Origin of the sequence: Gordonia sp. CNJ-863 (genome assembly GCF_001942325.1) — a bacterium.
In the GTDB taxonomy this organism is placed as follows: Bacteria; Actinomycetota; Actinomycetes; order Mycobacteriales; family Mycobacteriaceae; genus Gordonia; species Gordonia alkanivorans.
On record NZ_MKKG01000044.1, the window covers coordinates 275,236 to 301,578 of the forward strand.

The window sequence follows — 26,343 nt, forward strand, 5'->3', positions numbered from 1 at the left end:
ATGGGTGGGCCGCGTGCATTCCACTGCACGCCAACAGCTCTCCCGAACCACCTCCGATCACCAACCCCGCCACCTGAACCCCCGGAGTCCAGCGATGACCAGCACGTTGCCCCCTCGCCACGATCTCCTGCCGACCGGCTACGTCGAAGAGCAGGCGCACACCGCGGCCCCCGAGGTCGCGATCCTCGAAGCGCTCACGCCCGACACCGTGGAGGTCGGGACGGAGACGACCGCGGACGGTCACCTGCAGGTGACCCTGTACAGCGGCGGCCCCGAGGTGTCCTTCGAGAAGGTCATCCTGTTGCTGCGCAGCCTCGACCTGGAACTCGTGGATCACGCCACCACGGTGGTCCGACGCCCCGACGGATTACGGTGCCGTCTGCACGCTTTCGTCGCGTCCCACGGCCGCGTCGCCGGCCCGGACCCGGACGGTGCGGCGGTGCTCGACGTGTTCAAGGCGATGTGGTCGGGCCGTACCGAACCCGATCGGTTCGGACACCTGGTCCTCACCGCCGGCCTGGGCTGGCGCGAGGTGGTCGTCCTGCGTGCCTACGCCCGCTACCTGCAACAGACGGCACTGCCGTACGGGCAGCGCACGATCGAATCGGTGGTGACCGGCAACCCGGCCGTCGCATCGGCGATCGTGGCGCTCTTCGACGCCCAGTTCGATCCGGGAATCGAATCCGACTCAGCGCGTGATGATCTCGTCGCCGACCGGCTTACCGCGCTCGACGCGCTGATCGACGGGGTCCAGGGGCTCGACGCCGACCGGATCTTCCGCGCCTACCGATCTCTCGTCGTCGCCACGAGCCGCACCAACTTCTACCGACCCGACGCGCTGGGCCCGGAACGCCCGCAGCTGGCCGTCAAACTCCGACCTCGCGACATCGACATCCTCCCGCAGCCGCGACCCCTGCACGAGATCTTCGTGTACTCACCGGATGTCGAGGGTGTCCACCTCCGCTTCGGCGCCGTCGCCCGCGGTGGACTCCGATGGTCGGACCGGCGCGACGACTACCGGACCGAGATCCTCGGACTCGCGAAGGCCCAGACGGTGAAGAACTCGGTGATCGTGCCCGCGGGCGCGAAAGGCGGCTTCGTCGTGAAGAATCCGACGATGTCGGGGGAGGACGGTTACCGCCAGTTCATCTCGGGTCTGCTCGACCTCACCGACAACCGTTCTGCCGACGGACGATCGATACACCCCGACGCGACGGTCTGCCGCGACGGCGAGGACTCATACCTCGTCGTCGCCGCGGACAAGGGGACCGCACGGTTCTCCGATGTGGCCAACGGGATCGCCATCGACCGCGGCTTCTGGCTCGGCGATGCCTTCGCCTCGGGTGGCTCGGTCGGTTACGACCACAAGGCGATGGGGATCACGGCGCGGGGCGCCTGGCTGAGCGTGACCCGGCATCTCGCCGAGCTCGGCATCGACGTCGACCGCGACACCTTCACGGTGGCGGGCATCGGTGACATGAGCGGTGACGTCTTCGGCAACGGCATGCTCTCGACCCCGCGTATCCGGCTGGTTGCGGCCTTCGACCACCGGCACATCTTCATCGACCCGAACCCGGACGCCGAAAGCTCGTTCGAGGAACGCCGACGACTCTTCCGGCTCCCGAGCTCCTCCTGGGCCGACTACCGCCGCGATCTCATCAGCGCCGGCGGCGGGGTCTTCGACCGGACGGCGAAGTCGATCGCGGTGTCGCCCGAGGCGGCCGAGGTGCTCGGACTGGCGCGCGGCACGACCAGCGCCACCCCGCAGGAGCTGATCTCGGCGATCCTGGCTGCGCCGGTCGACCTGCTCTGGAACGGCGGCGTCGGGACATACATCAAGAGCGAGAACGAGACCCACGATCAGGTCGGCGATCGGACCAACGATGTCGTCCGGGTCGACGCCACCCGGGTGCGGGCGCGAGTCGTCGGCGAGGGCGGAAACCTGGGCGTCACCCCGGCCGGCCGGATCGAGTTCGCACGCAACGGCGGACGGATAAACACCGATGCGCTGGACAACTCGGCGGGCGTCGACTGCTCGGATCACGAGGTCAACATCAAGATCTTCCTCGACGCCATGTCGGGAGCCGCGGTGTCGGGGGAGCGGCGCGGTGAGGTCCTCGCCGAGCTGACCGACGAGGTTGCCGACCTCGTGTTGCGGAACAACTGGTCGCAGAACCGGGTTCTCGGCGAGGCGCGCGCTCATGCGGCCCAGATGGTCGACGTGCACGCCCGCATGGTCGAGGATCTGGAGCGGCGCCGGGGGCTGGACCGGGCACTCGAGACCCTGCCCACCGCCGAGGGATTCGCGGCCCTGGCCCGACGTGGCGAGGGATTGTCGTCGCCGGAACTCGCCACCCTCATGGGCCACGCGAAGCTCGATGTGAAGACCGAACTCCGCGTCGCGACAGATGCTTTCGACGATCCGTACTTCTCCGACCGGCTGGCGCAATACTTCCCGCAAGCTCTGACGGAACTGGGTGACGTCGACGGCTTCCCGTTGCGAACCGAGGTCATCGCGACCGAACTCGTCAACGATCTCTTCGCATTCGGCGGCCTGACGTATGCGTTCCGGTTACGGGAGGAGACCGGTGCGCAGGCCGCCGACATCGTGCGGGCATTCGTTGTCGCCGTGGAGGTCCTGGGGTTGGCCGAGCTGCAGGCCGACATCGAGACGGCCGGCCTGCGGCCCGAGGTGGAGTACGAGATCATCGCCGAGGCGCGCCGGCTCCTCGACCGTGCGTCGCGCTGGTTGCTGACCCGCCGTCCGCAGCCGATCCCGGTGACCGAGACGATCAGGCGTTTGCGGATCGTCCGGGATTCCGCGCCGCAGGTCTCGATCTGGCTCCGCGGTGACGAGGCAGCCCGGATCGAGTCGGCGGTGACGGAGTACACCGAGGCCGGCGTTCCGCCCGCGATCGCACGGCGGGTGGCCGAGGGCCTGTATCGCTACAGCGTGCTCGACATCGCGGAGGTGGCCGAGGAGACGGGATGCGACATCGCGACCGTCGGGGCCGTCTACTTCACCCTGTCCGACCACATCGACGTCGACCGCTGGCTGATCCGGCTGTCGGCGCTGCCCCGCGGTGACCGCTGGCATGCGCTGGCGCGCTCCGCTCTGCGGGACGACCTGTACCGCGCACTCCGCGACCTCACCCGCAACGTCGTGGAGACCCTGGCCGACGACCCGGTCCAGGCGGCGGCGGTATCGTACTGGCCGACCGAGGCCATCGAGGCCTGGGAACGGTCCAACCAGACGGCCCTGCAGCGCGTCACGGTCACCCTCGGCGAGATCGAGGCCGCCGAACGCTTCGACCTGGCGACGCTCGCGGTGGCGGCTCAACACATCCGGCTGGTGGCCGATGGGCGGTAGCCTTGGCGGAGGTGCCCGCGCGTGCAGGCACCCCGATTCGATAGATTTTTCGCATGGATCGTGACCGCATGGTGGATGTCGGAGTGGGACTCGTCTCCCGCTTCGGCGCCAAGACGTTGAGTCTTACGTCCGTGGCGCGTCACGCAGGTGTCGCCCGGGCCACCGCTTACCGCATGTTCGGCGGACGGAATGCGCTGGTCGCGGCGATCGTCGACCGCGAGGTGTCACTTCTGCGCGTGAAGCTGCGGGAGTGGTCGGCCTCCGCGCCCGACGCCGCGGGCAAGGTCCGCGCGCAGGTCGTGAACGTGCTGCCCTACATCCGTGAGCACGAGGCGCTGCAGTACGTGCTGCGCAAGGAACCCGAGGAGATCGTGCGGGCGCTCGTCGCGACGAGCGATTCCTCTGGTTCCACCCTCATCCACCAGATCGTCGACCAGACGCTGCCCGATCTCGATCCGCTGATCCAGGACCAGCTCGTCCCGGACCCGCGTGGGGCCGCGGAGTTCCTGGTGCGGACGATCTACTCGCTGATGCTCATCCCGGACAGTTCGCTCACCGACGAGCAGATCGCCGATCTCGTCGTGCGGGCGGTCGTCAAGAACGAGGAGTGATCGCAGGATGACCGGGAAACAGGGGTCCACCGCGGACGAGACCGCGATCCCGGTCGTCGACATGCGCCGGCCGCGTTGGGGCGACCCGGCGCGCGTCACCGAACTGCCCGCCGCCGCGGCCGCGCTGGCCGGCGACGCCACCGAGGATCGCGGTGTCGCTCCCGAGGCGGTCACCCCGCCCGCGCAAACCGTGCCGTCGGCCGTGCGTGCCGATCTCGAAGCCCTCGTCGGCTCCGAGCACGTCGTCGGCTCCGACGACGCACGCGTGCAGCACACCCGGGGCTACTCGACGCCCGATCTGCTGCGGCTGCGCATCGGCGACGCCTCCGACGCTCCGGACCTGGTGGTCTATCCCGCCGGTCACGACGAGGTCGTGGGGACCCTGCAGATCTGCGCCGCGGCGAAGGTCGCGGTCGTGCCGTTCACCGGCGGGACCTCGGTCGTGGGCGGGCTCGCCCCCGACCGTGCCGGGTTCGCCGGTGTCGTCAGCCTCGACCTCCGCCGCCTGGACCGTCTCGTCGAGATCGACGAGATCTCTCGTGTCGCCACCCTCGAGGCCGGGCTTCGCGGGAGCGCCGCCGAGGCACTTCTGCGTGAGCGGGGATGGACACTTGGTCACTTCCCGCAGTCCTACGAGGCGCCGGGATCGGCGGCTACGCGGCGACCCGGTCGGCGGGGCAGTCGTCGGCCGGCTACGGACGCTTCGACGAGATGGTCGAGGGACTCGTGCTCGCCACCCCGCGTGGCACCGTCGAACTCGGGACTGCACCCCGGTCGGCGGCCGGACCCGACCTCCGCCAGCTGATTCTCGGCTCCGAGGGCGCCTTCGGTGTCATCACCAGCGTCCGGCTGCGCGTCCGTCCCGCCCCGACGACCCGGATCTTCGACGGCTGGCGGTTCGCCTCCTTCGCCGACGGCGCCGCCGCGTTGCGTCGCCTCGCCCAGGACGGCCCGCTGCCCACCGTCATCCGCCTGTCCGACGAGGTCGAGACCGCGATCAATCTCGCCGATCCCGCACAGCTCGGCGGTGAGTCGACGGGATGTCTCGTCGTCACCGGATACGAGGGCGAAGAGCGCGAGGTGCTCCGACGCCGCGACGCCGCGTCGGAGGTGCTCGTCGGCGCCGGTGGCACGGCACTCGGGGCCGGCCCCGGAGAGTCTTGGCGCACAGGACGTTTCGCCGGACCCTACCTACGCGATCCGCTGCTCGACGCCGGTGTGCTCGTCGAGACCCTGGAGACCGCCACCTATTGGTCGAAGCTGCACGAGCTGCGGGCCTCGGTCACCGCCGCGATCACTGACACGCTCACCGGCGCCGGAAGCGGAGCGAGCGGGCCGAATGTCACCGCATCGGGCACACCGCCGTTGGTCATGTGTCACATCAGCCACGTCTACTCCTCCGGTGCCTCGCTGTACTTCACCGTGGTCGCGCCGTTCGGCGCCGACCCGATCGCGGAGTGGGCGGCGGCGAAAACCGCGGCGAACGCCGCGATCCGGGCCACCGGCGCGAGCATCACCCACCATCACGCCATCGGCCGCGACCACCGCGACGCCTACCACGACGAGATCGGTCCGCTGGCGCTCGAGGCTCTGCGGGCGGTGAAGGCGACCGTCGATCCCGACGGCGTCTGCAATCCCGGCATCCTGATCTGAACCCCGGGGCGCCACTATGCTGGGGCGCATGGCCACCGACGCTGCCGTTACCGACCCCGCCGCTGGAGATCGAACCGCAAGGGATGGAGGTGCTGCGGGCGAGTCGACGACCAGCATCTATCTCGCGTCGGCGGAGGGGGAGACCGGGAAATCCGTCGTGGCGCTGGGCCTGCTGGCACTGCTCGCGGCGACCGGCGGCCGGGTCGGCGTCTTCCGCCCGATCATCCGTGCCAACGGCGACAAGCGGGACCCGTTGCTCGACCTCCTGATCGACTACGACTCGGTGGACGTGCCCTACGAGGACTGCCTGGGCGTGACCTACGAGGAGGTTCACGAGGATCCCGACGCCGCGATCGGCGAGATCGTCGCCCGATTCCATGCGCTGGCAACGCACTGCGACCGCGTCGTGATCGTCGGGTCGGACTACACCGACGTCGGAACCCCGTCGGAGCTGAGCTTCAATGCCCGCATCGCTGCCAACCTGTCGGCCCCGATGGTGATCGCGCTGAAGGCCGACGACCGGTCTCCCGCCGAGATCGCCGATCTCGCCGCGGGGTTGGTGTCCGAGGTCGGCGCGGCCCATGCCACGCCGATTGCGATTGTCGCGAACCGCTGCGACCCGGACCGACTCGACGAGATCCGGACGACGCTGCGCCGCACCGGGGTACCGAGTCTGTGTCTGCCCGAGGAGCCGATCCTGTTCGCGCCCACCATGGCCGAACTCAAAGAGGCGCTCGGCGCCACCATGTACAGCGGTGACGAGGAACTCCTCGACCACGAGGCCTTGCGGGTGATGGTGGGCGGCATGACCGTCGAACACATCCTGGAACGCCTCACCGACGGCACGGTCGTGATCACCCCTGCCGACCGCTCCGACGTCCTCCTGGCCCTCGTGAATGCCAATACGGCGCACGGATTCCCGAGACTGTCGGGCATCATCCTCAACGGTGGACTCAAACCGCACCCGATGATCGAGGCGCTGGTGAGCGGGCTCAAGCCGACGCTGCCGATCATCAGTTGCCCGCACGGCACCTACGACACCGCGCGGACCGCGGCCCACACCCGGGGCCGGCTCAACGCCGGATCGGCCCGCAAGATCGAGGCGGCGCTGTCGCTGATGGAGACCTACGTCGATCCCGACGTCGTCATGCGCAACCTCAACGTCGACGTCCCGTCGGTCGTCACCCCGCAGATGTTCGAGTACCGGCTGATCTCCCGGGCGCGGGCACAGCGCAAGCACATCGTGCTGCCCGAGGGCGGCGACGATCGCATCCTGCGGGCGGCGAGCAGGCTCCTCCGTCGCGGCGTCGCCGACCTGACACTGCTCGGCGACCCGGAAGCCGTGCAGGCGAGGGCGATCGAACTCGGCCTCGACCTCTCGGAGGCCATCGTCATCAACCCGGCCACCTCGGAGTACCTGGACGAGTTCGCCCGGATCTACACCGACCTTCGCAAGCACAAGGGCATGGATCTGGAACGCGCACAGGAGAAGATGCTCGACGTCTCCTACTTCGGCACCATGATGGTGCACACCGGGCGCGCCGACGGGATGGTGTCGGGAGCGGCTCACACGACCGCCCACACCATCCGACCGGCCTTCGAGATCATCAAGACCAAGCCGGGCGTCTCCACGGTGTCGAGCGTGTTCTTCATGTGCCTGGCGGACACCGTGCTCGCCTACGGTGACTGCGCGATCGTCCCCGATCCCACGGACGAACAGCTCGCCGACATCGCCATCTCGTCGGCGGAGACGTCGGCGGCCTTCGGCATCGACCCGCGCGTGGCGCTGCTTTCGTACTCCACCGGGACGTCCGGCTCGGGTGTCGACGTCGAAAAGGTCAAGACCGCAACAGAACTCGTTCGGAAGCGCGCTCCCGAGCTGCTCGTCGAGGGGCCGATCCAATACGACGCGGCGGTCGAACCGTCGGTCGCGGCGACCAAGATGCCCGACTCCCCGGTCGCCGGTCGGGCGACCGTGCTGATCTTCCCGGATCTCAACACCGGCAACAACACCTACAAGGCGGTGCAGCGCAGCGCCGGTGCCGTCGCGATCGGTCCGGTCCTGCAGGGCCTGAACAAGCCGATCAACGACCTGAGCCGTGGCGCGCTGGTGTCCGACATCGTGAACACGGTTGCCATCACCGCGATCCAGGCGCAGCAGGTCGACGCCGACACGGTCGCCGGAGACGCGCGTTGAGCGCCGACACCGCCGGGGCGGTCCTGGTCTTCAACGCCGGCTCCTCGTCGCTGAAATATCAACTGGTACAACCCGACACCGGGGTGGTCATCGCGGACGGAATCGCCGAACGCATCGGTGACGCCGGATCGTCGATGACGCACGAACAGAACGGGGAGACGGTCACCGAGTCGGTGCCGCTGCCCGATCACCTGACGGCGGTTCGGCGGGCCGAACAGTTCTTCGCCGACAACGGCACCGATCTGGTGCACGCCGGGCTCGCCGCGGTCGGGCACCGCGTGGTGCACGGAGGCCGGTCGTTCTACGAGCCGACCCTCGTCGACGACTGGGTCATCTCGGAGATCAAGCGGATCTCCACCCTTGCGCCGCTGCACAATCCGGCCAACCTGGTGGGCATCGAGGCGGCCCGGACCCTGCTCCCCGACGTGCCGTCGGTCGCCGTGTTCGACACGGCCTTCTTCCACGGCCTGCCCCCGGCGGCCGCGACCTACGCGATCGACCGCGCGGTGGCGGCCGAACATGCCATCCGGCGGTACGGATTCCACGGCACCAGCCACGAGTACGTGTCGGGCCGCGTCGCCGAGTTTCTCGGGAAGGACCCCGCCGGCCTGGACCAGATCGTGCTGCACCTCGGCAACGGCGCGTCGGCGTCGGCCATCTCGGGCGGACAACCCGTCGACACCAGTATGGGCATGACCCCGCTGGAGGGGCTGGTCATGGGAACCCGCAGCGGCGACATCGATCCCGGCCTGGTGCTGCATCTCAACCGCGTGGCCCATCTGTCCGTCGACGAGATCGACACCCTGCTCAACCAGCGGTCGGGACTCCGAGGCCTGTGCGGCGAGAACGACTTCCGTTCCATCGCCGCACTGGTCGACGCCGGTGACGAGGACGCTCGGCGCGCCTACGACGTCTATATCCACCGGCTGCGGCACTACCTCGGCGCGTACACCTTCGGGCTCGCCAAGCTCGACGCGATCACCTTCACCGCCGGCGTCGGCGAGAACTCGGCCCGCGTCCGGGCGGATGCGCTCGAGGGGCTGCAGCGTTTCGGGATCGTCCTCGACCCGGACCGCAACGCCGCCGCGGGCCGGTCGGCGCGTCGGATCTCCGCCGACGACAGTGCGGTCGAGGTCCTGGTGGTCCCGACGAACGAGGAGCTCGCCATCGCGCGGCAGTCGGCGGCGCTTGTCGCGGACTCGGCCGGCGGGCAGCCCTAGAACAGCGTGTTCGGCCGCACATAGTTCGCGAGATCGACCAGCATGAACCGATGCTCGCGGTTGTTGCGGGTCTGACGTGCGAGCTGGCGCAGGGATCTCTCGGTGCCGGTGCGGATTCCGTACTCGGTGAAGGGGAAGCCGAGCAGGGTGGAGGGTTCCTTGTCCGAATCCTCCTCCTCGGGGTTGTCGTGGATCCAGCCGAGCGCGGTGCCGAGCACGATCAGCAGCATCCGCGACTTGCGGGGTTCGGTGTCGGGGATCTGTTCGAGTCGTCGTGCGGCCTCGACGATCTGGTTGCGGGTGACCTGCGAGGTGGGCCGGCCGTGTACCAGGGCGATGATCGCCGTCGCCCGGGCGGTGTTGAAATGCCTACTGGTGGCGGGCACTTCGTCGAGGGGGCGGATCGCGCCGTCGTAGTCGCCGGCCGCCACGGCGAGGCGGGCCAGCCCGAAGGCGGCGGTCACGATGCTGTGATCGGTGAGCCACAGGTCGTGATAGTGGTGTTGCGCGACATCGTAGAGCCGGGAGACCTTGTCGGCCGACTTCGACGACCCGTTCTCGTCGGCGAGCCAGCGTCCGATCAGTTCGGCGGTCCCGGCGACCGCGAGTTTCGGCGCCACCTCGCCGGGCATCGCGCCCAGCACCTCGTCGAAGCGTTCGTAGGCCAACTCGGGCTCGTCGTTCATCAGCGCGCAGATGCCCATGTACCACTCCACCCGCCACGAATCACCGTGGTGCTCACGGACATCGCGGAGCAGCGCCAGAGCGGTGTCGACGTCGTCGAGCTGCAGGTGGGCGCGCGCCTCGGCCAGGTCGATCTCCAGCGACGGATGGGCGTTCTTCACCGGCCGGCCGCCGAACAGCGACGCGAACCCTTCGGCGCGTGCGGTGTTGATCGAGTCGAGAGTCTGCCGCGGGTCCGACAGGGCCGCCGACGTCAACAGGCTCGCGGCCGGATCCAGCGGATTCACCAGGGGCAGGGGGAGTGCGGTGGCGATGTCGACCGGATCGTAGAACGCGGCCTGGTCGGGGTCGAAGAAGCCGTCGACCGGGGCGAGCATCAGGTCGGTGCCGAACGTCGACCGCTGCGGGGTGAAGACCGTGGACAGCGAGGGCCGGGGGACGCCGGTGTGTACGGCGACCGTCTCGCGCAGCACGTTGAGCACCTGGGTGCTCATCTCCTCCGCGGAGGCGAACCGGTCGGCCGGATCGGGGGCGGTGGCACGTTGCAGCAGAAGGTAGAACGACGGATTGTCGCGGAAGACGGCAGTCTCGTCGGGGGCCGGCAGACCGTCGACGTAGCGGCCGTTGCGCATCTCCATCGGCACGGTCAGCACCGCGAGGGTGCGTCCGACGCTGTAGATGTCGGTGGCCACCTGGGGCCCGGTCTTGACGATCTCGGGGGCCTGGAAACCCGGTGTGCCGTAGAGATGGCCGTAGCCGTTGATCGGTGAGACCGCCCCGAGGTCGATCAGCTTGACCTCGTCGCTGCCGACCATGATGTTCTCGGGTTTGACGTCGTTGTAGACCAGGCCCACCGAGTGGAGATAGCCGACGGCCAGCAACACCTCGAGGATGTAGGCGAGGCCCTGTTCGACTGACAGCAGCGACTTCTCCGGATCACCCGAGGTGATCTGTTTGAGCGTCTGACCGCCGATGTACTCCATGACGATGTAACCGAAACGCTCACCGTCGTCGCTGATGTGTTCGACGAAGTTGTAGATCTTGACGATGCCCGGATGGTTCACCGACGCCAGGAACTGCCGCTCGGCCACGGCGACGCGTTGGGCCTCCGAATCAGAGGAATTCAGAAGTCCTTTCAGAACGACGGGCCGGTCGCTGACGTTGCGGTCGATGGCCAGGTAGATCCATCCGAGGCCGCCGTGGGCGATGGCGCCGGCGATCTCGTACTGGTCCGCGACCAGTGTCCCCTGGGCGAGTCCCGGCACGAACGAGTACCGCGCACCGCAGTTGGCGCAGTCGCCGGTGGGTGGGCCCTCGCCTTCGCCCTCGAGTCGCCCGACGGGTTTGCCGCAGCGCCAACAGAATCGCTTGCCCTCGGCGATCACCGGATCGTCGATGACCGCGTCCTCGGGTTCGATGTCGGTGATCTTCGGCATCTCGACCAGGCCGCTGCCCAGACGGCGCTCGTGGACCGGCGGGCGACGCCGTGGGACGAGTCGCCGCCCGAGCGGACCCGAATCCGGTTCCGGTGTCGCCCGGGTACGGACGACCCGGTCGGTCCGGCCGTCGAAGCGATCCTGCGGCGCGATGCCGACGGTGAATGCGGGTGCGGCCGCCTGTGTCCCGACATCGGGGTCGGTCACCGCGCGGGGTCTGGTGGTGTCGTCGGCGGTGTTGTCGCCCTCGGCCATGAGTGCGTCGAGATCGACCTTCTGCGTGCCGACTTCGACGACCTGGTCGGTGGTGCCCTCGTCGGGGGAACGGACGTCGGTCGTGTGGTCGTCGGTCGTGTGGTCGTCGGGGGTGTGCCGGTCGGTGTCCGTCGCGTCGTCACCCATCAGGTCGGCGAGCGAGACGCGCTGGGTACCGACCTCCTCCGGGGTGTCGGGGGTGGGTGCGTCCGGACCTCGGGTCCGTGAGGGTCTGCCTGGGATGGTTCGCCGGCGTAGTCCATGGGCATCAGTCCCGGTAGTACGGCTGCGGAGCGCCGAATCCACTGTCGAGGATGGTGAGCCAGCGATCGCGGATCTGTTGCCAGCGCCCGGTCGCGCGGGCGCGTTCGAGGACCCCGTTGACGAAGCGGACCATGTCGTCCTCGCCCTTCGGGATGCCCACGCCGTAGAACTCCTCACCGAGGCTGGGGCCGACGACCCGGACCCACGGGTCCTGCGCGGCGAGCCCGGCGAGGATGGCGTCGTCGCTGGTGACCGCGTCGACCTGACCCTGCTGCATGAGCACGAGGCAGTCGGCCCAGGTGGTGGTGCTGACGATCCGCACCCGCGGCTGGATGGACTGCATCCGGCCGATCGAGGTGGTGCCGCGTGCGGCGCAGACCCGCTTGTCGGCGAGCTGGGACGGTCCGACGATGTTCGAGTTACGGAACGACAGGATACGTTGCGACGCCACGTAATACGGGGCCGAGAACGAGATGTCGCGGAGGCGGTCGCAGGTGATGCTCATCGTCTTGATGACGACGTCGACGGTCTTGTCCCGCAACGCGTCGATGCGTTGCGCGGAGCTGAGCACCTGGAATTCGACGCGGTTCGGGTCGCCGAAGATCGCACCCGCGATCTCGCGGGCGATGTCGACGTCGAAGCCCTCGATGTCGCCGGAGATGGGGTCCCGGAAGCTGAACAGGTTGGACCCGATGTCGAGTCCGACGATGAGCCGCCCGCGTTCGAAGATGCCGGCCATCGTCGAGTTCGGCGGCATGCGTCCGGGCGCCGGCATCTGGGCGGGTGGGCGCAGGGTGAGGGTCGCGTTGCACGCCTCCGAACTCGGCGGCGGCTCGACCGGCACGTCGGTCTGGACGCCGGGCAACACCAGCGGTCCGGCGGTCGCGGTCGGAGGCGGTGCGTCCGGGGCGGGAAACCGGACACAGCCCGTGGCGACCAGAGCCACGAGCAGGAGGACCGCAACGACCAGCGGTCGCCGCGAGCGGGCGGGGCCGGACAGATGGAATCGGGGGCGGGTCATCGGTACTCCCGTATTCGGGGGACGAGTCCGCCGACGATCGCGACGGCGGCGAGGACCGCGAGCAGGAGTATCCCGGTCCCGGTGAAGCCGAGTACGCGCTGAGCGGTGTTGATGTCGTCGCGGAACGACGTTCGCGCGGTGGTGATCGCGTCGACGAGTGCACTGTCCACGGCTGTATACGCGCGGGCCGAGCTGTTCAGCCCGTCCCCGACGGTGAGTTGCCGGGCGCGGTCGAAGTTGCCGGTCTGGATGTACCGCCGGACGCCGGCATCGGTGCGTCTCCACTCCGCCAGCGCCGAGCTCACCGTGTCGAGCTGCTCCGCCGACACCGATCCGGTCTCCTTGGATGTGCGGACGTCGTCGACGATGCCGCCGATCTTGGCGGTCGTCGCGGCGAAGGTGCGTTCCAGCCCACCCTGATCGCCGCGGCGGATGAGGGACAGGGTCTCGGCCGATCGCGCCTGCTGGGTCAGGATGCGCGCGGCGGTGAGTTCGCGGAGCGGGTCGGCGCCGTCGGTCCGGGCGTTGCTGGTCGCGGCGACCGACATCAGGCCGGACGCGAGCAGCCACACCGTCCCCAGGAAGAGCGCGCCGATCGCGGCGACCAGTCCGATGTTGAATCGGCGGCGGGTCCTGCGTGCCAGGTAGCGGGACGTCAGCACCATGGCCGTGAGCAGCAGCAGCAGGGGGATGTAGACCGTCCACGGCGGGCGGGTCAGCGAATGCTGCGGATCGGCGATCGCCATCGAACGTCGCTCGTAGAGGCGCTGGGCGGCCGGCAGGATCTTGTCCTGCATCAACGACGACGCCTGGCCCAGGTACGCCGACCCGACTGGATTGCCCAACCGGTTGTTGGTACGGGCCGTCTCGATGAGCCCGCTGTAGACCGGGATCGACGTCGACAGGGTGTCGAGGTCCGACGACAGGGCCCGCTCGGTGGCGTCCTCCGTCATCCCCGGTCCCGGTTCGCTCGAGGTTCCGGTCGCGAGAATCAACGACGACGCTGCCGTCGCCAGCGCGTCGGAGTAGCGTTGCCGCAGCTCCGGCGTCTCCAGGCCGCCCGAGATGAACGCGGCGTTCGCGGACGCGTCGGCGATCGACAGGGAGCTGTAGAGAACCTGCGCGGCCTCGGCGAGCGGTTCGGTGCGATCGATCAGGCGCTGCAGGGTCTGGGTGCGGTCTTCGAGCACGGTCGAGGCGTACAGGCCGGTGGTCACGCAGCCGAGGAAGAGGATGACGCAGATGATGATCAGCTTGCCCGGCGTGGTGACCGAGTAATGCCGCAGCGTTTGGAACGGTGACTGCGCACGCTCGCGGGCCGTGGCGACGAGCTCTCGACGATCGGCGAGGACCTGGCGGATCGGCGGCGACGACTGGGCGGGACGGATCATGCGACCGCCACGGGTGAGTGCCGTCCGCACGGAGGACGCATCGCCGGTCACCTAGCTGATCCCCTTCTCGAACGCTGGATCGTCTCCGGTGTGGCCGCTCGGTCGCCGGTCCCCGTTCCGGCTCCCGCGACCTATAAGAAGAAATGACTCATCGGGGTCATCGCTCACCGGGTCGTGCGTGTTTCAGCCTATGCCATCGGGGAGGGTTCCTCCGGGCATCGCCGTCGCCACGCCGACGGGTTCGTGATCGCCCTGGCAGGTCGCGCGTGTCTCACTTACGGTGGAGGAAATCCGGCGATCGGCTCGTCGGGCGGCAAGGAGGCGTGGTGCGCGGAGACGGCGACGGCTGGCTGATCGATCCCGACGGTTCACGGTATTGGGGTGTTCACGGCGCGGCGGGTCTGCTGCTCCGGGCGCCGCTGACCGACGGCGCGACCGGCGTTCTGCTCCAGCATCGCGCCGCGTGGTCGCACCAGGGCGGCACCTGGGCCCTGCCCGGCGGTGCGCGCGACTCCCACGAGGGCGCCATCGACACCGCGATGCGGGAAGCCGAGGAGGAAGCCGGCATCGACAGCGCCGACCTTCGTGTCGTCGCCGCCGTCGTCACCCACGAGTCACCGGGCGGCTGGACCTACACGACGGTCATCGCCGAGACCGATGCGCCGGTCCGCACGGTCGCCAACTTCGAGTCGACGGAACTGCGCTGGGTCGAAGAACAGCACGTCGATCAGCTCCCGCTGCATCCGGCGTTCGGCCGGGCCTGGCCCACCCTGCGCGAGCGGATCGCCGCACTCGACCCGCAGGGTTAGGGGCTGAGCAGCCGGTTGGCGCCGGAGATCAGCGCGGCGATGTTCGCCTCGTCCCCGGTCCTGCCCTCGCCGAAGGCCCACGCCTGCCGACCGTTGTTCTCACACAGCAGGAACGTGGCGATCGCCCCGTCGACCTCGCGCTGGTGCAGCCGCAGGATCTGAACGGGTGCGCCGAGGTCGTACAGGATCGACGTCATCGCGCCGAGCGGTCCGGCGGCGACAGCGCTGCACGACATGAGGCGATCGGCGATCGCGATGGTCGCGCGGCATTCGACGAGGTCCTGCCGCGCCGGTGCGACCGACCACGATCCGAGCCGGATGGCTCCGTTGCCCGCGTACTCGTCGGTGAAGTGTTGCCAGCTCATCCCGATGGCCTCCTCGCGCATACCCGCGGGCAGCGGACGGCCGAAGTGTTCGGTGATGGGATCTCCCGACGGCGCGGTCGTGTGCCCGTGTCGTGAGAAGGATGGGTGAGGCAGATGAAGAAGGTGCATCTCGAAAGCCGATTTCGGTCGAAGAACGGATGACCGACAAGAGCGTGCAACCGACCCGCAGCGGGGGGTCGGTCAGAATCAGACCCCGCTGCGGCGGGTTACGAGCGCGCTCTTGATGCACATCATGATCGGTCCAGGCTAGACCGCGGTGTCCGGATCAGGCAAACGGATTCCGCCTCGGCAGTCCACTCTGACAACCGACCCTGAGGACCACCCCTGGGCTACCACCGGCCGAGGAGGTCGGCGGCCGCGGCAGCGGGATCGGTGGCGGCGGTGATCGCCCGCACCACGACGATCCGGCGGGCACCTGCGGCGGTCACCTCCGGCACCCGCGGGGCGTCGATGCCGCCGATGGCGAACCACGGCTTGCCGGGCGCGGCGCCGGCGGTCGTCGTCACCAGGTCGAGGCCGGCAGCACTGCGACCAGGCTTGGTGGGCGTGGTCCAGCACGGGCCGACGCAGAAGTAGTCGACGTCGGGGTCGGCGGTTGCGGCCGCGGCCTGCTCGCGGTCGTGGGTGGACGCCCCGATGATCGTGTCGGGGCCGACGATCCGGCGCGCCACCTCCGGCGGCAGGTCGCCCTGTCCGACGTGGAGGACGTCGGCGCCCGAGAGAGCGGCGATGTCCGCGCGGTCGTTGACCGCCAGCAACGCGCCATGGGCGTCGACGACGCCCCGCAGCGCGGCGAGGATCTCGAGCTCCTCACGGGCCTCGAGCGTGCCGAACTTCTTCTCGCCCGCCGACCCCTTGTCGCGTAGCTGCACGATGTCGACGCCGCCGGCGAGGGCGGAGCCGACGAAGTCGAGCAGGTCGCCGCGCTCGCGTCGCGCGTCGGTGCACAGATAGAGCCGGGCGGAATCAAGGCGGCGGCGCGATTCGGAAGCAGTCGTCACGGCGACCAGGCTAGCCCTGCGTCGACCGGCCGGGCGTAGGGTGGACCGCGAGAACACACGGGAGCCCGGGCAGGCGGGCTGAGAGTGCGGACCCCTCCGCAGACCGTCGAACCTGATCCGGGTCATTCCGGCGAAGGAAGGTGATCTGGCTTGAGCAACACCCCAGCACGACTCGACCGTGCGCTCACCGTCGTCGGCGGTGGCGTGATCGGTCTGACCTGTGCGCTCGCCGCCGCCGACGCCGGCTGGCAGGTGTTCGTCGTCGACGCCGGTCACGACGAGCGGGCCTCATGGGTTGCGGGCGGGATGCTCGGCTCGCTGGGCGAGGGACATCCGGGGGAGGAGGCCGCGCTCGCGCTGTCGGTCGAATCGGTGCGGCGCTGGCCGACGCTGGTGAAGCGGCTCGACGACCCCGCGATCGTGACGGCCACCGACTCCCTGTTCGTCGCCGGTTCGGCAGCCGACGCCGAGTACCTGCGCCATCTCGCCGATTTCGTCTGGGCCAATCAGCCGCGCACCGACGCCACGCTCAGCACGGTGACGGGTCGTGAGATCCGTTCCCTGGAGCCGTCGTTGAGTTCGCGGCTCGTCGGCGGCTACCGGGCGGTCGGGGAGTGGTCGATCGACAACCGACGGCTGCTGGCGACCCTGCGCAGCGCCGGGGCCGCGGTCGGGGTGCGGTTCATGGATGCACGGGTGGAGAGCATCGCCGACGTCCGCGAACAGGCCGGCCCGCGAGATCAGATCCTCCTCGCCGCCGGACTCGCCACGGCGGCACTGCTTCCCGAGGTGCCCCTCCACGCGGCCAAGGGGGAGATCCTCCGCTTGCGTCGGACACGGTGGTCGGTTCCGCCGCCCGGGCACGTGGTCCGGGCCCGGCTCCACGGCCGGGCGGTCTACCTGGTCCCGCGCGAGGACGGGATCGTGGTCGGCGCAACGCAATACGAGGCCGGTGACTTCGGCGACCGCACTCCGCAGGCAGGTGGCGTCGCCGATCTGCTCGCCGACGCGATCGAGGTCATGCCGGGACTGCGCACCTACGAACTGACCGAGGCGGGCGCCGGACTACGGCCGTGCACCGCCGACGGACTGCCGATCGTGGAGCGGATCGACGACCGTACAGTGGTCGCGACCGGCCACGGCCGCAACGGCATCGTTCTCGCACCGGGCACGGCGGACAGGGTGCTCGGGATTCTGGAAGGAGCATCCGCGTGACCATCACCGTGAACGGAGAGAACCTCGACGTGGGCGACGACGAGTCGGTGAAGGATGTCGTCACCCGCCTCGGACTGCCTTACCGCGGGATCGCGGTGGCCGTCGACGGCGCAGTCGTACCGCGAGGACGATGGTCGGAACACACGATGACCTCGGGAGCCGTAGTGGAGATCGTGACGGCGGTGCAAGGTGGCTGAGTCCGGCATCATCGACGGCGCAGACGTTTCCGAGGCGGACCCGCTTCGGATCGCCGGCCGCGAGTTCTCCTCCCGCCTCATCACCGGAACCGGTGGCGCGACGAATCTCGCGTCCCTCGAGCGTGCACTCGTCGCGTCGGGTACCGAACTCACGACCGTCGCCGTGCGTCGCGTCGACGCCGCGTCGGGGACGGGGGTGTTCGACCTGCTGCGCCGCCTGGACATCGCGGTCCTGCCCAACACCGCCGGATGCCACACCACCGCCGAGGCGGTGCTCACCGCGCAGTTGGCCCGCGAGGCGTTCGAGACGAACTGGGTGAAGCTCGAGGTGGTGGCCGACGAACGCACCCTGATGCCGGATGCCGTCGAACTCGTCGACGCCGCAGCCGCATTGGTGGCGGACGGATTCGTCGTGCTCGCCTACACCAACGACGACCCGGTCCTCGCTGCGCGACTCGCCGACCTCGGCGTCGCCGCGGTCATGCCACTCGGCTCACCGATCGGGACCGGACTCGGAATCCTCAACCCGCACAACATCGAGATGATCATCGACCACTGTTCCACGGCCTTCGACGATCCCCTCCCGGTGATCCTCGACGCCGGTATCGGCACCGCCAGCGACGCCGCTTGTGCGATGGAACTCGGTTGCGACGGAGTGCTTCTCGCGACCGCCGTCACCCGTGCGGAGAATCCGGAGCGAATGGCGACCGCGATGCGGCATGCGGTGATCGCCGGACGACTCGCCGCACGGGCGGGTCGCATCCCGAAACGGTTCTGGGCGCGGGCATCGTCGCCGACGCCGGAGAAGGGCTGATCCCACGCAACTGCCTGCTGCCCGACCCGCCCTTTGCTGCCTGAGGTGCGGGGAGCGCAAGCGACGAGCCTCGAGGGCCCGGTGTGTCGCAACCACCCGGCGCACCCCCGGTCGGCGGCTATGGTCGACTCGTGTTGCGGGTAACGAATCTGACGAAGGACTTCGGGAGTCAGCGCGCCGTCGACAACCTCACCTTCGAGGTGGGGCCGGGGCGGGTCACCGGCTTCCTGGGGCCCAACGGTGCTGGTAAGTCGACGACGATGCGCATGATGCTCGGACTCGACCGTCCGACGTCGGGGACCGCGACCATCGACGACGTGCCGTACCGCGATCTCGACCATCCGCTGCGCCAGGTCGGTGCGCTGCTCGACGCACACTGGGTCCACCCCAATCGGAGTGCGCGTTCGCATCTGCGTTGGCTCGCCGCGAGCAATCGGATTCCGAAGTCCCGGGTGGACGAGGTGCTCGAGATCGTCGGCCTGGCGTCGGTGGCCCGGAAGCGTGCCGGTGGGTTCTCGCTCGGTATGTCGCAGCGGCTCGGACTCGCGGGTGCGCTGCTCGGCGACCCGCACACCCTGTTGTTCGACGAACCGGTCAACGGGCTCGATCCCGAGGGCATCGTGTGGATTCGGGGCTTCATGCGGCAGTTGGCCGCCGAAGGCCGCACCGTACTCGTCTCCAGCCATCTGCTGACCGAGATGTCGCTGACGGCAGACCATCTCGTCGTCATCGGTCGTGGGCGTCTCATCGCCGACTGCTCGGTCGGTGAGTTCACCGGCCGGGCCCGGCAATCGGTGCGGGTGCGCGGACCCGAACTCGAGAAGCTGCACACCGCACTGGCGAAGGCCGGCCTCGCGCCGGCGCCCGGTGCACCCGACGCCCACGGGCGGCCGGTGATGCGGGTACCCGACACGACGACCGACCGCGTCGGGGACATCGCCGCCGCGGCCGGCGTGACGCTGCACGAGCTCGCCGCCGAATCGGCCTCGCTGGAGGAGGTGTTCATGTCGATGACCGCCCACGCCGTCGACTATCACGGTGGCGACGGCTTCCGGTCCGTCGAATCCGGTCCGGGCACCCCGGAAGGGAGCCGGCGATGATCGGCCAGGCGCTCGCGGCGGTTGACGCCGAACGCATCAAGCTGTCGAGCACCCGTGCCCCGTACTGGTGCCTCGCGATGGTGGTCCTGTTCGGCATCGGCGTTGCGGTCCTGCTCGGTTGGCTGCTGTCGGGCGGTTACGCCGACTCGGCGTCGGTAGACACCCGGACCATCGACTACCTGGTCGGCGTCAACCAGTTCGGGGCCGCGGTCTTCGCGATCATGGCCGTCCTGGGCGTGACCACCGAATACCGGTTCGGCACCATCCGGCCGACCTTCGCCGCAGTACCCCGACGGCCCCTCGTGATCCTCGCGAAGACCGTCGTGTTCGGTGGACTCACCTTCGTGGTGGCCGCGATCGTGGGGCTCCTCGGTGTCGTTCTGGGGCAGGCGCTCACCGGTAACGGCATCGCGCTCGGTGGTCCGGACACGATACGACAGCTCTGGGGCACGCCGGTTTTCGCGATGCTGTGCGCACTGATCGGGCTCTCGGTGGGTGCTCTCGTACGGCATTCCGCCGGAGCGGTGGCGATCGTGCTGGGATGGATGTTCGCGCTCGAACGCATCCTGTCGGTGCTCCCGCGTATCGGCGAGAACATCACGCCGTTCCTGCCGTTCCTCAACGGCTGGAACTTCTTGTCCGGCGGCGACCCCACCTTCCACTGGAACGCCTACGGCTCTTTGGCGTACTTCGCGGTGGTCACCGCGATCCTCTTGACGATCGCAATTGTCGTGACCAGTGCCCGGGATGCGTAGTTTGCGGATCTGCTCATACGTCCTGTGACCCGGAACGCCGCCGAGAGAGGTGCGATTCGGCGGCCGAATGACGATTGACGATCCTTCGCGCAGCCCGCCGAAGGCCGCCGCGGACTAAAATTCAGTGGCATGTCCACAAATTGGCCGATGGTCGAGCGTGAGCGTGAGTTCCGCACGATCCTCGCCGCACTCAGTGGAAAGACGAACGGATGCGGGGTCGTGCTCACCGGCGATTCGGGGGTGGGCAAGACGACCCTCGCCCGGCATGTCACCGCCGAACTGCCGACCGGCGTGCGCTGGGTGGCCGGGACCGAGTCGGCACGATCGATTCCGTTGGGGGTCTTCGCCCACCTGGTCGGTCCGGCGACGTCGAGCGATCCGGTCACTTATCTGGCGGCCGCCCGGGAATCTCTGCTCGCCGACGGTGATGTCGTCATCGGAGTCGACGACGCGCATCTGCTCGACGAGTTGTCGGCCACCCTGCTGCATCAGCTCGCGATCGACCGTGCGGTGCACATCGTGGCGACCGTCCGGAGCGGGGAGGCGGTGCCGGACGCCGTCACCTCCCTGTGGAAGGACAATCACCTCACCCGGATCACGCTGTCGCCGTTCACCAAAGAGCAGAGCGTCGAGCTGATCGAATCCGTCCTCGGTGGGCAGCTCGAAGAGCATTCGGCCTCCCTGATGTGGGAGGCATCGGGTGGAAACGCCCTGTTCCTGCGGCATCTCGTGGACGGCGCCCGCCAAGCGAACACCTTGCGACAGGTCAACGGGGTCTGGCAGTTGCGCGGCCGCGCGGCCATCACCTCCGAACTCGCATCGCTGCTCGAGGGGCGGATCGAACAACTCGATGCGTCGGTCCTCAGCGCGCTCAAGTACCTGAGCCTGTGTGAACCGCTCGACATCGACGTGCTCGCCGAACTCGCCGGCGAGGAGGCCGTGGAGGAGGCCGAGATCGCCGGCCTCGTCCGCATCACGCGCGACGGCCGCCGGTTGAATGTCGCCTTCCACCACCCGCTGTTCGGCGAGGTGATCCGCCGCAGACTCGGGATGGTGTCGTCCCGCCGACTCCGCGGCAACCTCGTCGAGGCGCTGCGATCCCGCCCCACCGACACGCCCGCCGAGCGGATCAGGCTCGCCGACCTCGCGATCGAGAGCGACGTCGAGATCGATCTGTCGCTCGTTCGCACCGCGGCGAGCGACGCCCTCAAACTCGCGCAGACCTCACTCGGTGAACGGTTCGCGCGGGCGGCCCTCGACGAGGGCGCCGGGGTCGACGTCGCCGAACTGCTCGCACGCGCCCGGATGTGGCAGGGCCATCCCGACGAGGCCGAGGAGATCCTGTCGCGGTTCTCCCCGGACGATCTGGACGAGGCGCAACTCCTGCTCTGGGGGAATCTGCGGATCGGCAACGCGTTCTGGGCCCTGGGCGACGCCGACCGTGCCGGTGAGATCCTGCAGATGCTGCGCAAGCGGGACATGCAGCCCGCGCTCGTGCCCATCGTCACCGGCATCGCCTCGGCCTGCGCGCTGTTCGAGAACCGGATCGGTGAGGCGATCGCGTTGTCGGACAGTGTCTTCGCCGAGAAGCGCAAACTTCCGTGGGCGATCGAGTGGGCCGTGTTCGGTGGTTCTCTCGCGCGAGCAGTCGCAGGCCGCGGGAACGAGGTGGAGGCCCTGGCCGCGCACTCGCGTGAGGTGGAGGTCGACGGACTCCTCCGGTTCCCGACGGGTTTCGGCGAGATCCTCGCCCTCACGCTGACCGGCCGGCTCGACGACGCGGACACTGCCGCCGGGCGCTTCCTGACGGCCGCCCAGACCGCGCAGTACCTGGGTTGGGCCATGTCGGAGATTCTCGTTGCCGCCGTGGAACTCTCGCGCGGCGCATGCGTCTCGGTGACCCGGCGGATGGAGCAGACCCTCGCCACCCTCGACAGCGGTGAGTTCTCGGAGTCCTGGAACTTCCCGGCCCACATCTTCTTGATCCAGGCACTGAGTGCACTCGGTCAGGTCGACCGTGCCGCCGAGGTGCTGGAGAAGGCGGGGGCCCGGTACGGCAGGCACGTCGCGATCTTCGGTCCGATGCTGGCCATTGCGCAGGCCTGGCAGTCGGCGGCCGCCGGCACCATCACGCCGGCCGTCGCGCTTCTCCGTCGAACCGCCGAAGAGACAAGGGAGACAGAACAACTTGCCATCGAGGCGGAGGCGCTGCACTCGGCGGCCAGGTTCGGTGACGCCACCGTCGCCCAGCGACTCACCGAACTCGCCGGACTCGTCGACGGCCCACTGGCACCGCTGTACGCCCGGCACGCCATCGCGCTCGCTGCCGGTGACGCCGTCGAACTCGACCTGTGCTCAGCCGATTTCGAGTCACTGGGCGTTCGGTTGTCGGCGGCCGACGCCGCCGCGCAGGCGAGTGTGCTGCATGATTCGGCGGGCAGCAGGTCGGCGACCGTTGCCTCGGCGGCGGTGGCCAACCGACTCGCCTCGGAATGCGGCGGTCTGCGCACGCCCGCGCTCATCACCGCCGCACAACCGCTCCCGTTGACCTCACGTGAACGCGAGATCGCGAATCTCGTTGCGGCAGGCCTGTCCAACAAGGAGATCGCGGAGCGGCTCACCGTTTCGGTGCGCACCGTCGAGGGGCACATCTACCGTGCGTCCACCAAACTCGACGTCACCGACCGTGAGGGCATCGCCAAGCTGTTGCTCAAGGACGGTGATCGCGCTCCAGGCACTCGATCACCTCTTCGTCGTCGACCTGACTGAAGTCGTCGTAGGAGAGTCCGACCGCCTCGAACGGTTCCGGGGTGGTCAGTACGACGACGTCGTCGACGCCCCGATCGATGAGGCGGCCGACCGAATCCGACGGTGCCGTGGGTACGGCCACGATCAACCGTGCGGCACCGGCGGCATCCATCGCGTCGATGGCCACCGCCATCGTCGAGCCGGTGGCGAGACCGTCGTCGACCAACACCACGACCCGGTCCTCGACCTCGACCGGTGGCCGTCCGCCGCGATAGAGCTCCTCGCGGTTGTGCAGGATGCGACGTTCCCGGTCGGCTACCGCGTCGAACTCGGCACGCGAGACGCCCAACCGGCGGGGTATGTCGTCGTTGACCACGAGATGGCCGGCGGTCAGGGCGCCCATCGCGAACTCCTCGTGTCCCGGTGCGCCGATCTTGCGTACGACGAGGGCGTCGAGGTCGCCGCCCGTCGCATCGGCGACCTCACGGGCCACGGGCACCCCGCCGCGCGCCAGGCCGATGACCACCGGCCTGGCCGCGTGGGTGTCCTCCCGGGACCGCAGGACCTCCGCGACCCGGGCGCCGAGGGCACGTCCCGCCGCGATTCGGTCGGGGAAGACGCGGCCGGACATGTCGGGTGTCCTCAGAGGTGCACCGCGGGACCGACCTCGAGCTTGAAGCTCGGCAGATCGGCCAGTCCGATGGTGGCCTCGTAGGTGCGGTCGTAACCGGTGGCGCTGATGCGCCAGCCGTCCTCGGTCCGGCGGTAGGTGTCCTCGTAGAAGGCGGCTCCGATCAGCATGAACGAGAACTCGGCGACGATCACGCGGTCCTGCAGATACCAACGGCCGCGGGCGGTGTCGCCGGAGACCTCGATCTCGGGGTGGTTCACGCGGTGCTCGGTGATGACCGCCGGACCGACGTTGGCCTCCATGTACCCCACGAGCTCGTCCCGGTTGGCGAAGGACAGGCTCGCACCGTAGTTGCCGGTCACATCCTCGGTGAGCGTCGACGCGAACGTCTTCCAGTCCTTGGTGTCGAGTGCCCTCAGGTAGCGGTACTTGAGGTTCTCGATCTCGCGGACGTCTTCGTTGTGATTGCTCACTTGCGCCTCGTTCCGGGCAGGACGCCGGCATCGAGCACGGCCTTCACGATCGGACGGGTCCGTTCGAGCAACTCGGAGTTGCCCGACCACAGCGACTCGCCCGCGGCGTCGGTGGTCGCCTCGATGTCGTCGTACACCGCGGCACCCTGTGCCGTGAGTCGATGGCCGTCCTCGGTCCGTTCGGCCAGGCCCGCCTCCGCCAGTCGGTCGATGCTGTCCTCCCAGTCCTGTTCGGTGTAGCCACGCGTGAGCAGCACGACGCGCTTGCCCATGACCTTGCGTTTGACCGTCGGGTCGGGCAGCTGGGCCTCGTGGAAGACCGCCGCATCGAAGCCGTTGAGTCCGTGCAGGACGAGGGCGGCGATGTGGTTGTCGCCCCGCCACTCCCGCAGTACAGCGGTCGCCTGCCACAACCTCAGGCGCGGTGTCTCCGGGATCGGCGCCGACGCCCACGCCGCAGCGAGGGGACGACCGCCGAGCGGAAGGTCCGCGGCGAGCCGGGTGTACCCGGAGGCGAGTTCGTCGAGGAGGGCGTCGTCGGCGGAATCGCCGAGGATCTGCCGCAGGGAGTCATCCAGCATCGCGTTGCGACGTTCGTGGACTCGGTCGAGGCCTGCGTCGACCGCGGCGTGCCAGGACTTGGCGACCAGGTCGGGGTTGAAGTTGTAGAACGCGGCGGAGACGACCGGGGCGGCGCAGGGGCCGAGGGGAGCTCCGCGTGCGCCCACGTAGAAGGCGTGGCCGTCGAGACCGGTGTCCTCTTGTGCGGGGCCGAGTCCCGGGTTGAAGTACGCGAGAATGTGGAAGGGCTCGAGGGTCTCGTAGGCGAGGCGGGAGAGCGACGTGGTCGCTGTGGGCGTCATCACCCCACCTTCTCCACCGGCGGAACGGGTGTCAACCACTTTCGCGGCGATGGACGCTCGCGATCAGTTGTGCCGCGAGTCCCGGCTGCCGACGGATCGATCGCCGGACGCGGAGCCGTCCGGACGCAACCCTGCGTCGTCGTCGCGCGAGTCGGGATCACCCGGTCCACTTCGGAACTCCGCCTCGAAGGCCTCCGCCTCGAACGCGCCGGGTTCGGACTTCTCTGGGTCGGAATACTCCGGCTCCTCGCGGCCGCGACGCCAGCCGCCCTTCATCGGCGGAGCCTCACCGAGGTGGTCGGGGTCGACCGAGCCGTACCACGCCACCAGCACGGCACCGATGACGGCGCCGACGAAGCCGAGGATCGCAAGCCAGCCGAGTCCGGGCTTGGCCGTGTCCTCGAGGAACACCACACCCACCAGGCTGGGTCCGGCGGTCTCGCCGACCACCAGCACGGCGGTGACGCCGTTGACCGCGCCGAGCTGGAGCGCGACGGTCTGGATGTAGAAGCCGACCGCGCCCGCTGCGGCGATGGTCCACGCCGCCGGGTCGGTCAGGAACGCAACGGGATCGAACGGCTGGACGCCGTCGAGGATGCGGACCGCGATGGCGATGATGCCGAACAACAGACCCGCGGCGGCGCCGCCGACGATGGCGCCGGCGGCCGAACCGAGGTTGTAGACGGCGACGAGCGCGAAGGCGCACAGCGCGACGGTGGCGAGGAACAGACCCCAGTGGAAACCGACCTCTTCGCCGCCGCCGGTGTGATGCGACGAGGAGACACCGAGCAGGCACAGCGACATGACGACGAGCCAGATGGCGACCCATTCGCGGGTGTGCAGGGCGATGTTGAGGATGATCGTGCCGAGGAGTGCGGTGACGACGAGGTTCGCCGACACGATGGTCTGCGACAGGAAGAGCGGGAGGAACCGCGCGGCGAGTGCCCCGCCGGCGAAGCCGAAGACGACCATCGTGGTGCCGAGGATGAAGGCGGGATCGACGAAGGTCGACATCGTCGAGGAGATGGTGGGAGCACCCGTCTCGGTGGTGATGCCCTTACCCTCTTCGGCGGCTGCCGCGGCGACACGACGCGCGCCGAGCGCGCGGAGCACCGTCGACATCCCGTAGGCGACAGCGGCAAGGCATGCGGCGATGACGCCGACCACGAACAGTTGCATGCCTCCTCCAACTCGGTCCGGAACCCCGGGTTCTCGAGGTCATCCGGTCCGTCGCCCAATCCGACTGCCT

Annotated in this window: 20 protein-coding genes, 1 pseudogene and 1 riboswitch; of the genes and pseudogenes, 12 read left to right on the top strand and 9 right to left on the bottom strand. The window is 69.1% G+C overall.

The window, feature by feature from the left end; translation table 11 throughout:
• The first annotated feature begins 94 nt into the window (after positions 1–94).
• From BJF87_RS19600 to BJF87_RS19620, 5 genes and pseudogenes are all read left to right on the top strand, one after another.
• Entirely contained in the window at positions 95–3,370 is a 3,276-nt protein-coding gene (locus BJF87_RS19600) for an NAD-glutamate dehydrogenase domain-containing protein (protein ID WP_075863753.1), read from the top strand.
• A gap of 53 nt (positions 3,371–3,423) precedes the next feature.
• Entirely contained in the window at positions 3,424–3,981 is a 558-nt protein-coding gene (locus tag BJF87_RS19605; RefSeq protein WP_006357138.1) for a TetR/AcrR family transcriptional regulator, read from the top strand.
• Positions 3,982–3,988: 7 nt separating this feature from the next.
• Positions 3,989–5,634 (top strand): annotated as a pseudogene (locus BJF87_RS19610) (FAD-binding oxidoreductase).
• A 16-nt stretch (positions 5,635–5,650) separates the two neighbouring features.
• Positions 5,651–7,831: a phosphate acetyltransferase gene (pta, locus tag BJF87_RS19615; protein ID WP_042375124.1), complete on the top strand. Its 2,181-nt coding sequence runs from the start codon at positions 5,651–5,653 to the stop codon at positions 7,829–7,831.
• Positions 7,828–9,051, top strand: coding sequence for an acetate kinase (locus BJF87_RS19620; protein WP_035753806.1), 1,224 nt, complete (start codon positions 7,828–7,830; stop codon positions 9,049–9,051). The genes pta and BJF87_RS19620 overlap by 4 nt, the downstream gene beginning before the upstream one ends.
• Here the strand turns inward: BJF87_RS19620 and BJF87_RS19625 are convergent.
• From BJF87_RS19625 to BJF87_RS19635, 3 genes are all read right to left on the bottom strand, one after another.
• Positions 9,048–11,573 carry a serine/threonine-protein kinase gene (locus tag BJF87_RS19625; RefSeq protein WP_262339056.1) on the bottom strand — a complete coding sequence of 842 codons (2,526 nt, stop codon included), beginning with the start codon at positions 11,571–11,573 and terminating at the stop codon, positions 9,048–9,050. The two genes, BJF87_RS19620 and BJF87_RS19625, sit on opposite strands and share 4 nt — an antisense overlap.
• 121 nt (positions 11,574–11,694) lie before the next feature.
• Positions 11,695–12,711 carry a glutamate ABC transporter substrate-binding protein gene (locus BJF87_RS19630; RefSeq protein WP_006357143.1) on the bottom strand — a complete coding sequence of 339 codons (1,017 nt, stop codon included), beginning with the start codon at positions 12,709–12,711 and terminating at the stop codon, positions 11,695–11,697.
• A complete protein-coding gene (locus BJF87_RS19635) occupies positions 12,708–14,153 on the bottom strand; it encodes a hypothetical protein (protein WP_006357144.1) in 1,446 nt (481 codons plus the stop codon). Before BJF87_RS19635 ends, BJF87_RS19630 begins: the two co-directional genes overlap by 4 nt.
• Positions 14,154–14,428: 275 nt before the next feature.
• On the opposite strand from BJF87_RS19635, the gene BJF87_RS19640 reads away from it, so the two are divergent.
• On the top strand, positions 14,429–14,911 hold the full coding sequence (locus BJF87_RS19640; protein ID WP_006357145.1) for an NUDIX hydrolase: 483 nt from the start codon (positions 14,429–14,431) through the stop codon (positions 14,909–14,911).
• Here the strand turns inward: BJF87_RS19640 and BJF87_RS19645 are convergent.
• Both BJF87_RS19645 and thiE read right to left on the bottom strand, forming a co-directional pair.
• Positions 14,908–15,276 carry a hypothetical protein gene (locus BJF87_RS19645; RefSeq protein WP_006357146.1) on the bottom strand — a complete coding sequence of 123 codons (369 nt, stop codon included), beginning with the start codon at positions 15,274–15,276 and terminating at the stop codon, positions 14,908–14,910. The two genes, BJF87_RS19640 and BJF87_RS19645, sit on opposite strands and share 4 nt — an antisense overlap.
• 350 nt (positions 15,277–15,626) lie before the next feature.
• Positions 15,627–16,298 (bottom strand): thiamine phosphate synthase, encoded by a 672-nt coding sequence (gene thiE, locus BJF87_RS19650; RefSeq protein WP_042375129.1) that lies wholly within the window; start codon positions 16,296–16,298, stop codon positions 15,627–15,629.
• Positions 16,299–16,345: 47 nt separating this feature from the next.
• Positions 16,346–16,455, top strand: a riboswitch (TPP riboswitch).
• Here thiE and thiO point away from each other — a divergent pair.
• The 6 genes from thiO to BJF87_RS19680 all read left to right on the top strand — a co-directional run bounded on the left by thiO (position 16,449) and on the right by BJF87_RS19680 (position 23,148).
• On the top strand, positions 16,449–17,513 hold the full coding sequence (thiO, locus tag BJF87_RS19655) for a glycine oxidase ThiO (RefSeq protein ID WP_035753808.1): 1,065 nt from the start codon (positions 16,449–16,451) through the stop codon (positions 17,511–17,513). It overlaps the preceding riboswitch by 7 nt.
• Entirely contained in the window at positions 17,510–17,710 is a 201-nt protein-coding gene (gene thiS / locus BJF87_RS19660) for a sulfur carrier protein ThiS (RefSeq protein ID WP_035753810.1), read from the top strand. The genes thiO and thiS overlap by 4 nt, the downstream gene beginning before the upstream one ends.
• Complete coding sequence (locus BJF87_RS19665; RefSeq protein ID WP_035753813.1) at positions 17,703–18,524, top strand: thiazole synthase; 822 nt, start codon at positions 17,703–17,705, stop codon at positions 18,522–18,524. Before thiS ends, BJF87_RS19665 begins: the two co-directional genes overlap by 8 nt.
• Before the next feature lie 131 nt (positions 18,525–18,655).
• On the top strand, positions 18,656–19,624 hold the full coding sequence (locus BJF87_RS19670; protein WP_035753816.1) for an ABC transporter ATP-binding protein: 969 nt from the start codon (positions 18,656–18,658) through the stop codon (positions 19,622–19,624).
• On the top strand, positions 19,621–20,379 hold the full coding sequence (locus BJF87_RS19675) for an ABC transporter permease (RefSeq protein WP_035753818.1): 759 nt from the start codon (positions 19,621–19,623) through the stop codon (positions 20,377–20,379). The genes BJF87_RS19670 and BJF87_RS19675 overlap by 4 nt, the downstream gene beginning before the upstream one ends.
• 129 nt (positions 20,380–20,508) lie before the next feature.
• Positions 20,509–23,148 carry a LuxR C-terminal-related transcriptional regulator gene (locus tag BJF87_RS19680; RefSeq protein WP_035752981.1) on the top strand — a complete coding sequence of 880 codons (2,640 nt, stop codon included), beginning with the start codon at positions 20,509–20,511 and terminating at the stop codon, positions 23,146–23,148.
• Here BJF87_RS19680 and BJF87_RS19685 read toward each other — a convergent pair.
• From BJF87_RS19685 to BJF87_RS19700, 4 genes are all read right to left on the bottom strand, one after another.
• Positions 23,090–23,758 (bottom strand): phosphoribosyltransferase, encoded by a 669-nt coding sequence (locus BJF87_RS19685; protein ID WP_035752980.1) that lies wholly within the window; start codon positions 23,756–23,758, stop codon positions 23,090–23,092. The two genes, BJF87_RS19680 and BJF87_RS19685, sit on opposite strands and share 59 nt — an antisense overlap.
• An 11-nt stretch (positions 23,759–23,769) precedes the next feature.
• The gene (locus BJF87_RS19690; RefSeq protein ID WP_006357155.1) at positions 23,770–24,231 is read right to left on the bottom strand and encodes a nuclear transport factor 2 family protein; all 462 of its coding nucleotides are present in this window, start codon (positions 24,229–24,231) and stop codon (positions 23,770–23,772) included.
• The gene (locus BJF87_RS19695) at positions 24,228–25,094 is read right to left on the bottom strand and encodes an SCO6745 family protein (RefSeq protein WP_035752978.1); all 867 of its coding nucleotides are present in this window, start codon (positions 25,092–25,094) and stop codon (positions 24,228–24,230) included. The genes BJF87_RS19690 and BJF87_RS19695 overlap by 4 nt, the downstream gene beginning before the upstream one ends.
• A 63-nt stretch (positions 25,095–25,157) precedes the next feature.
• Positions 25,158–26,273, bottom strand: coding sequence for a DMT family transporter (locus tag BJF87_RS19700; RefSeq protein WP_035752976.1), 1,116 nt, complete (start codon positions 26,271–26,273; stop codon positions 25,158–25,160).
• Between the last annotated feature and the right edge of the window lie 70 nt (positions 26,274–26,343).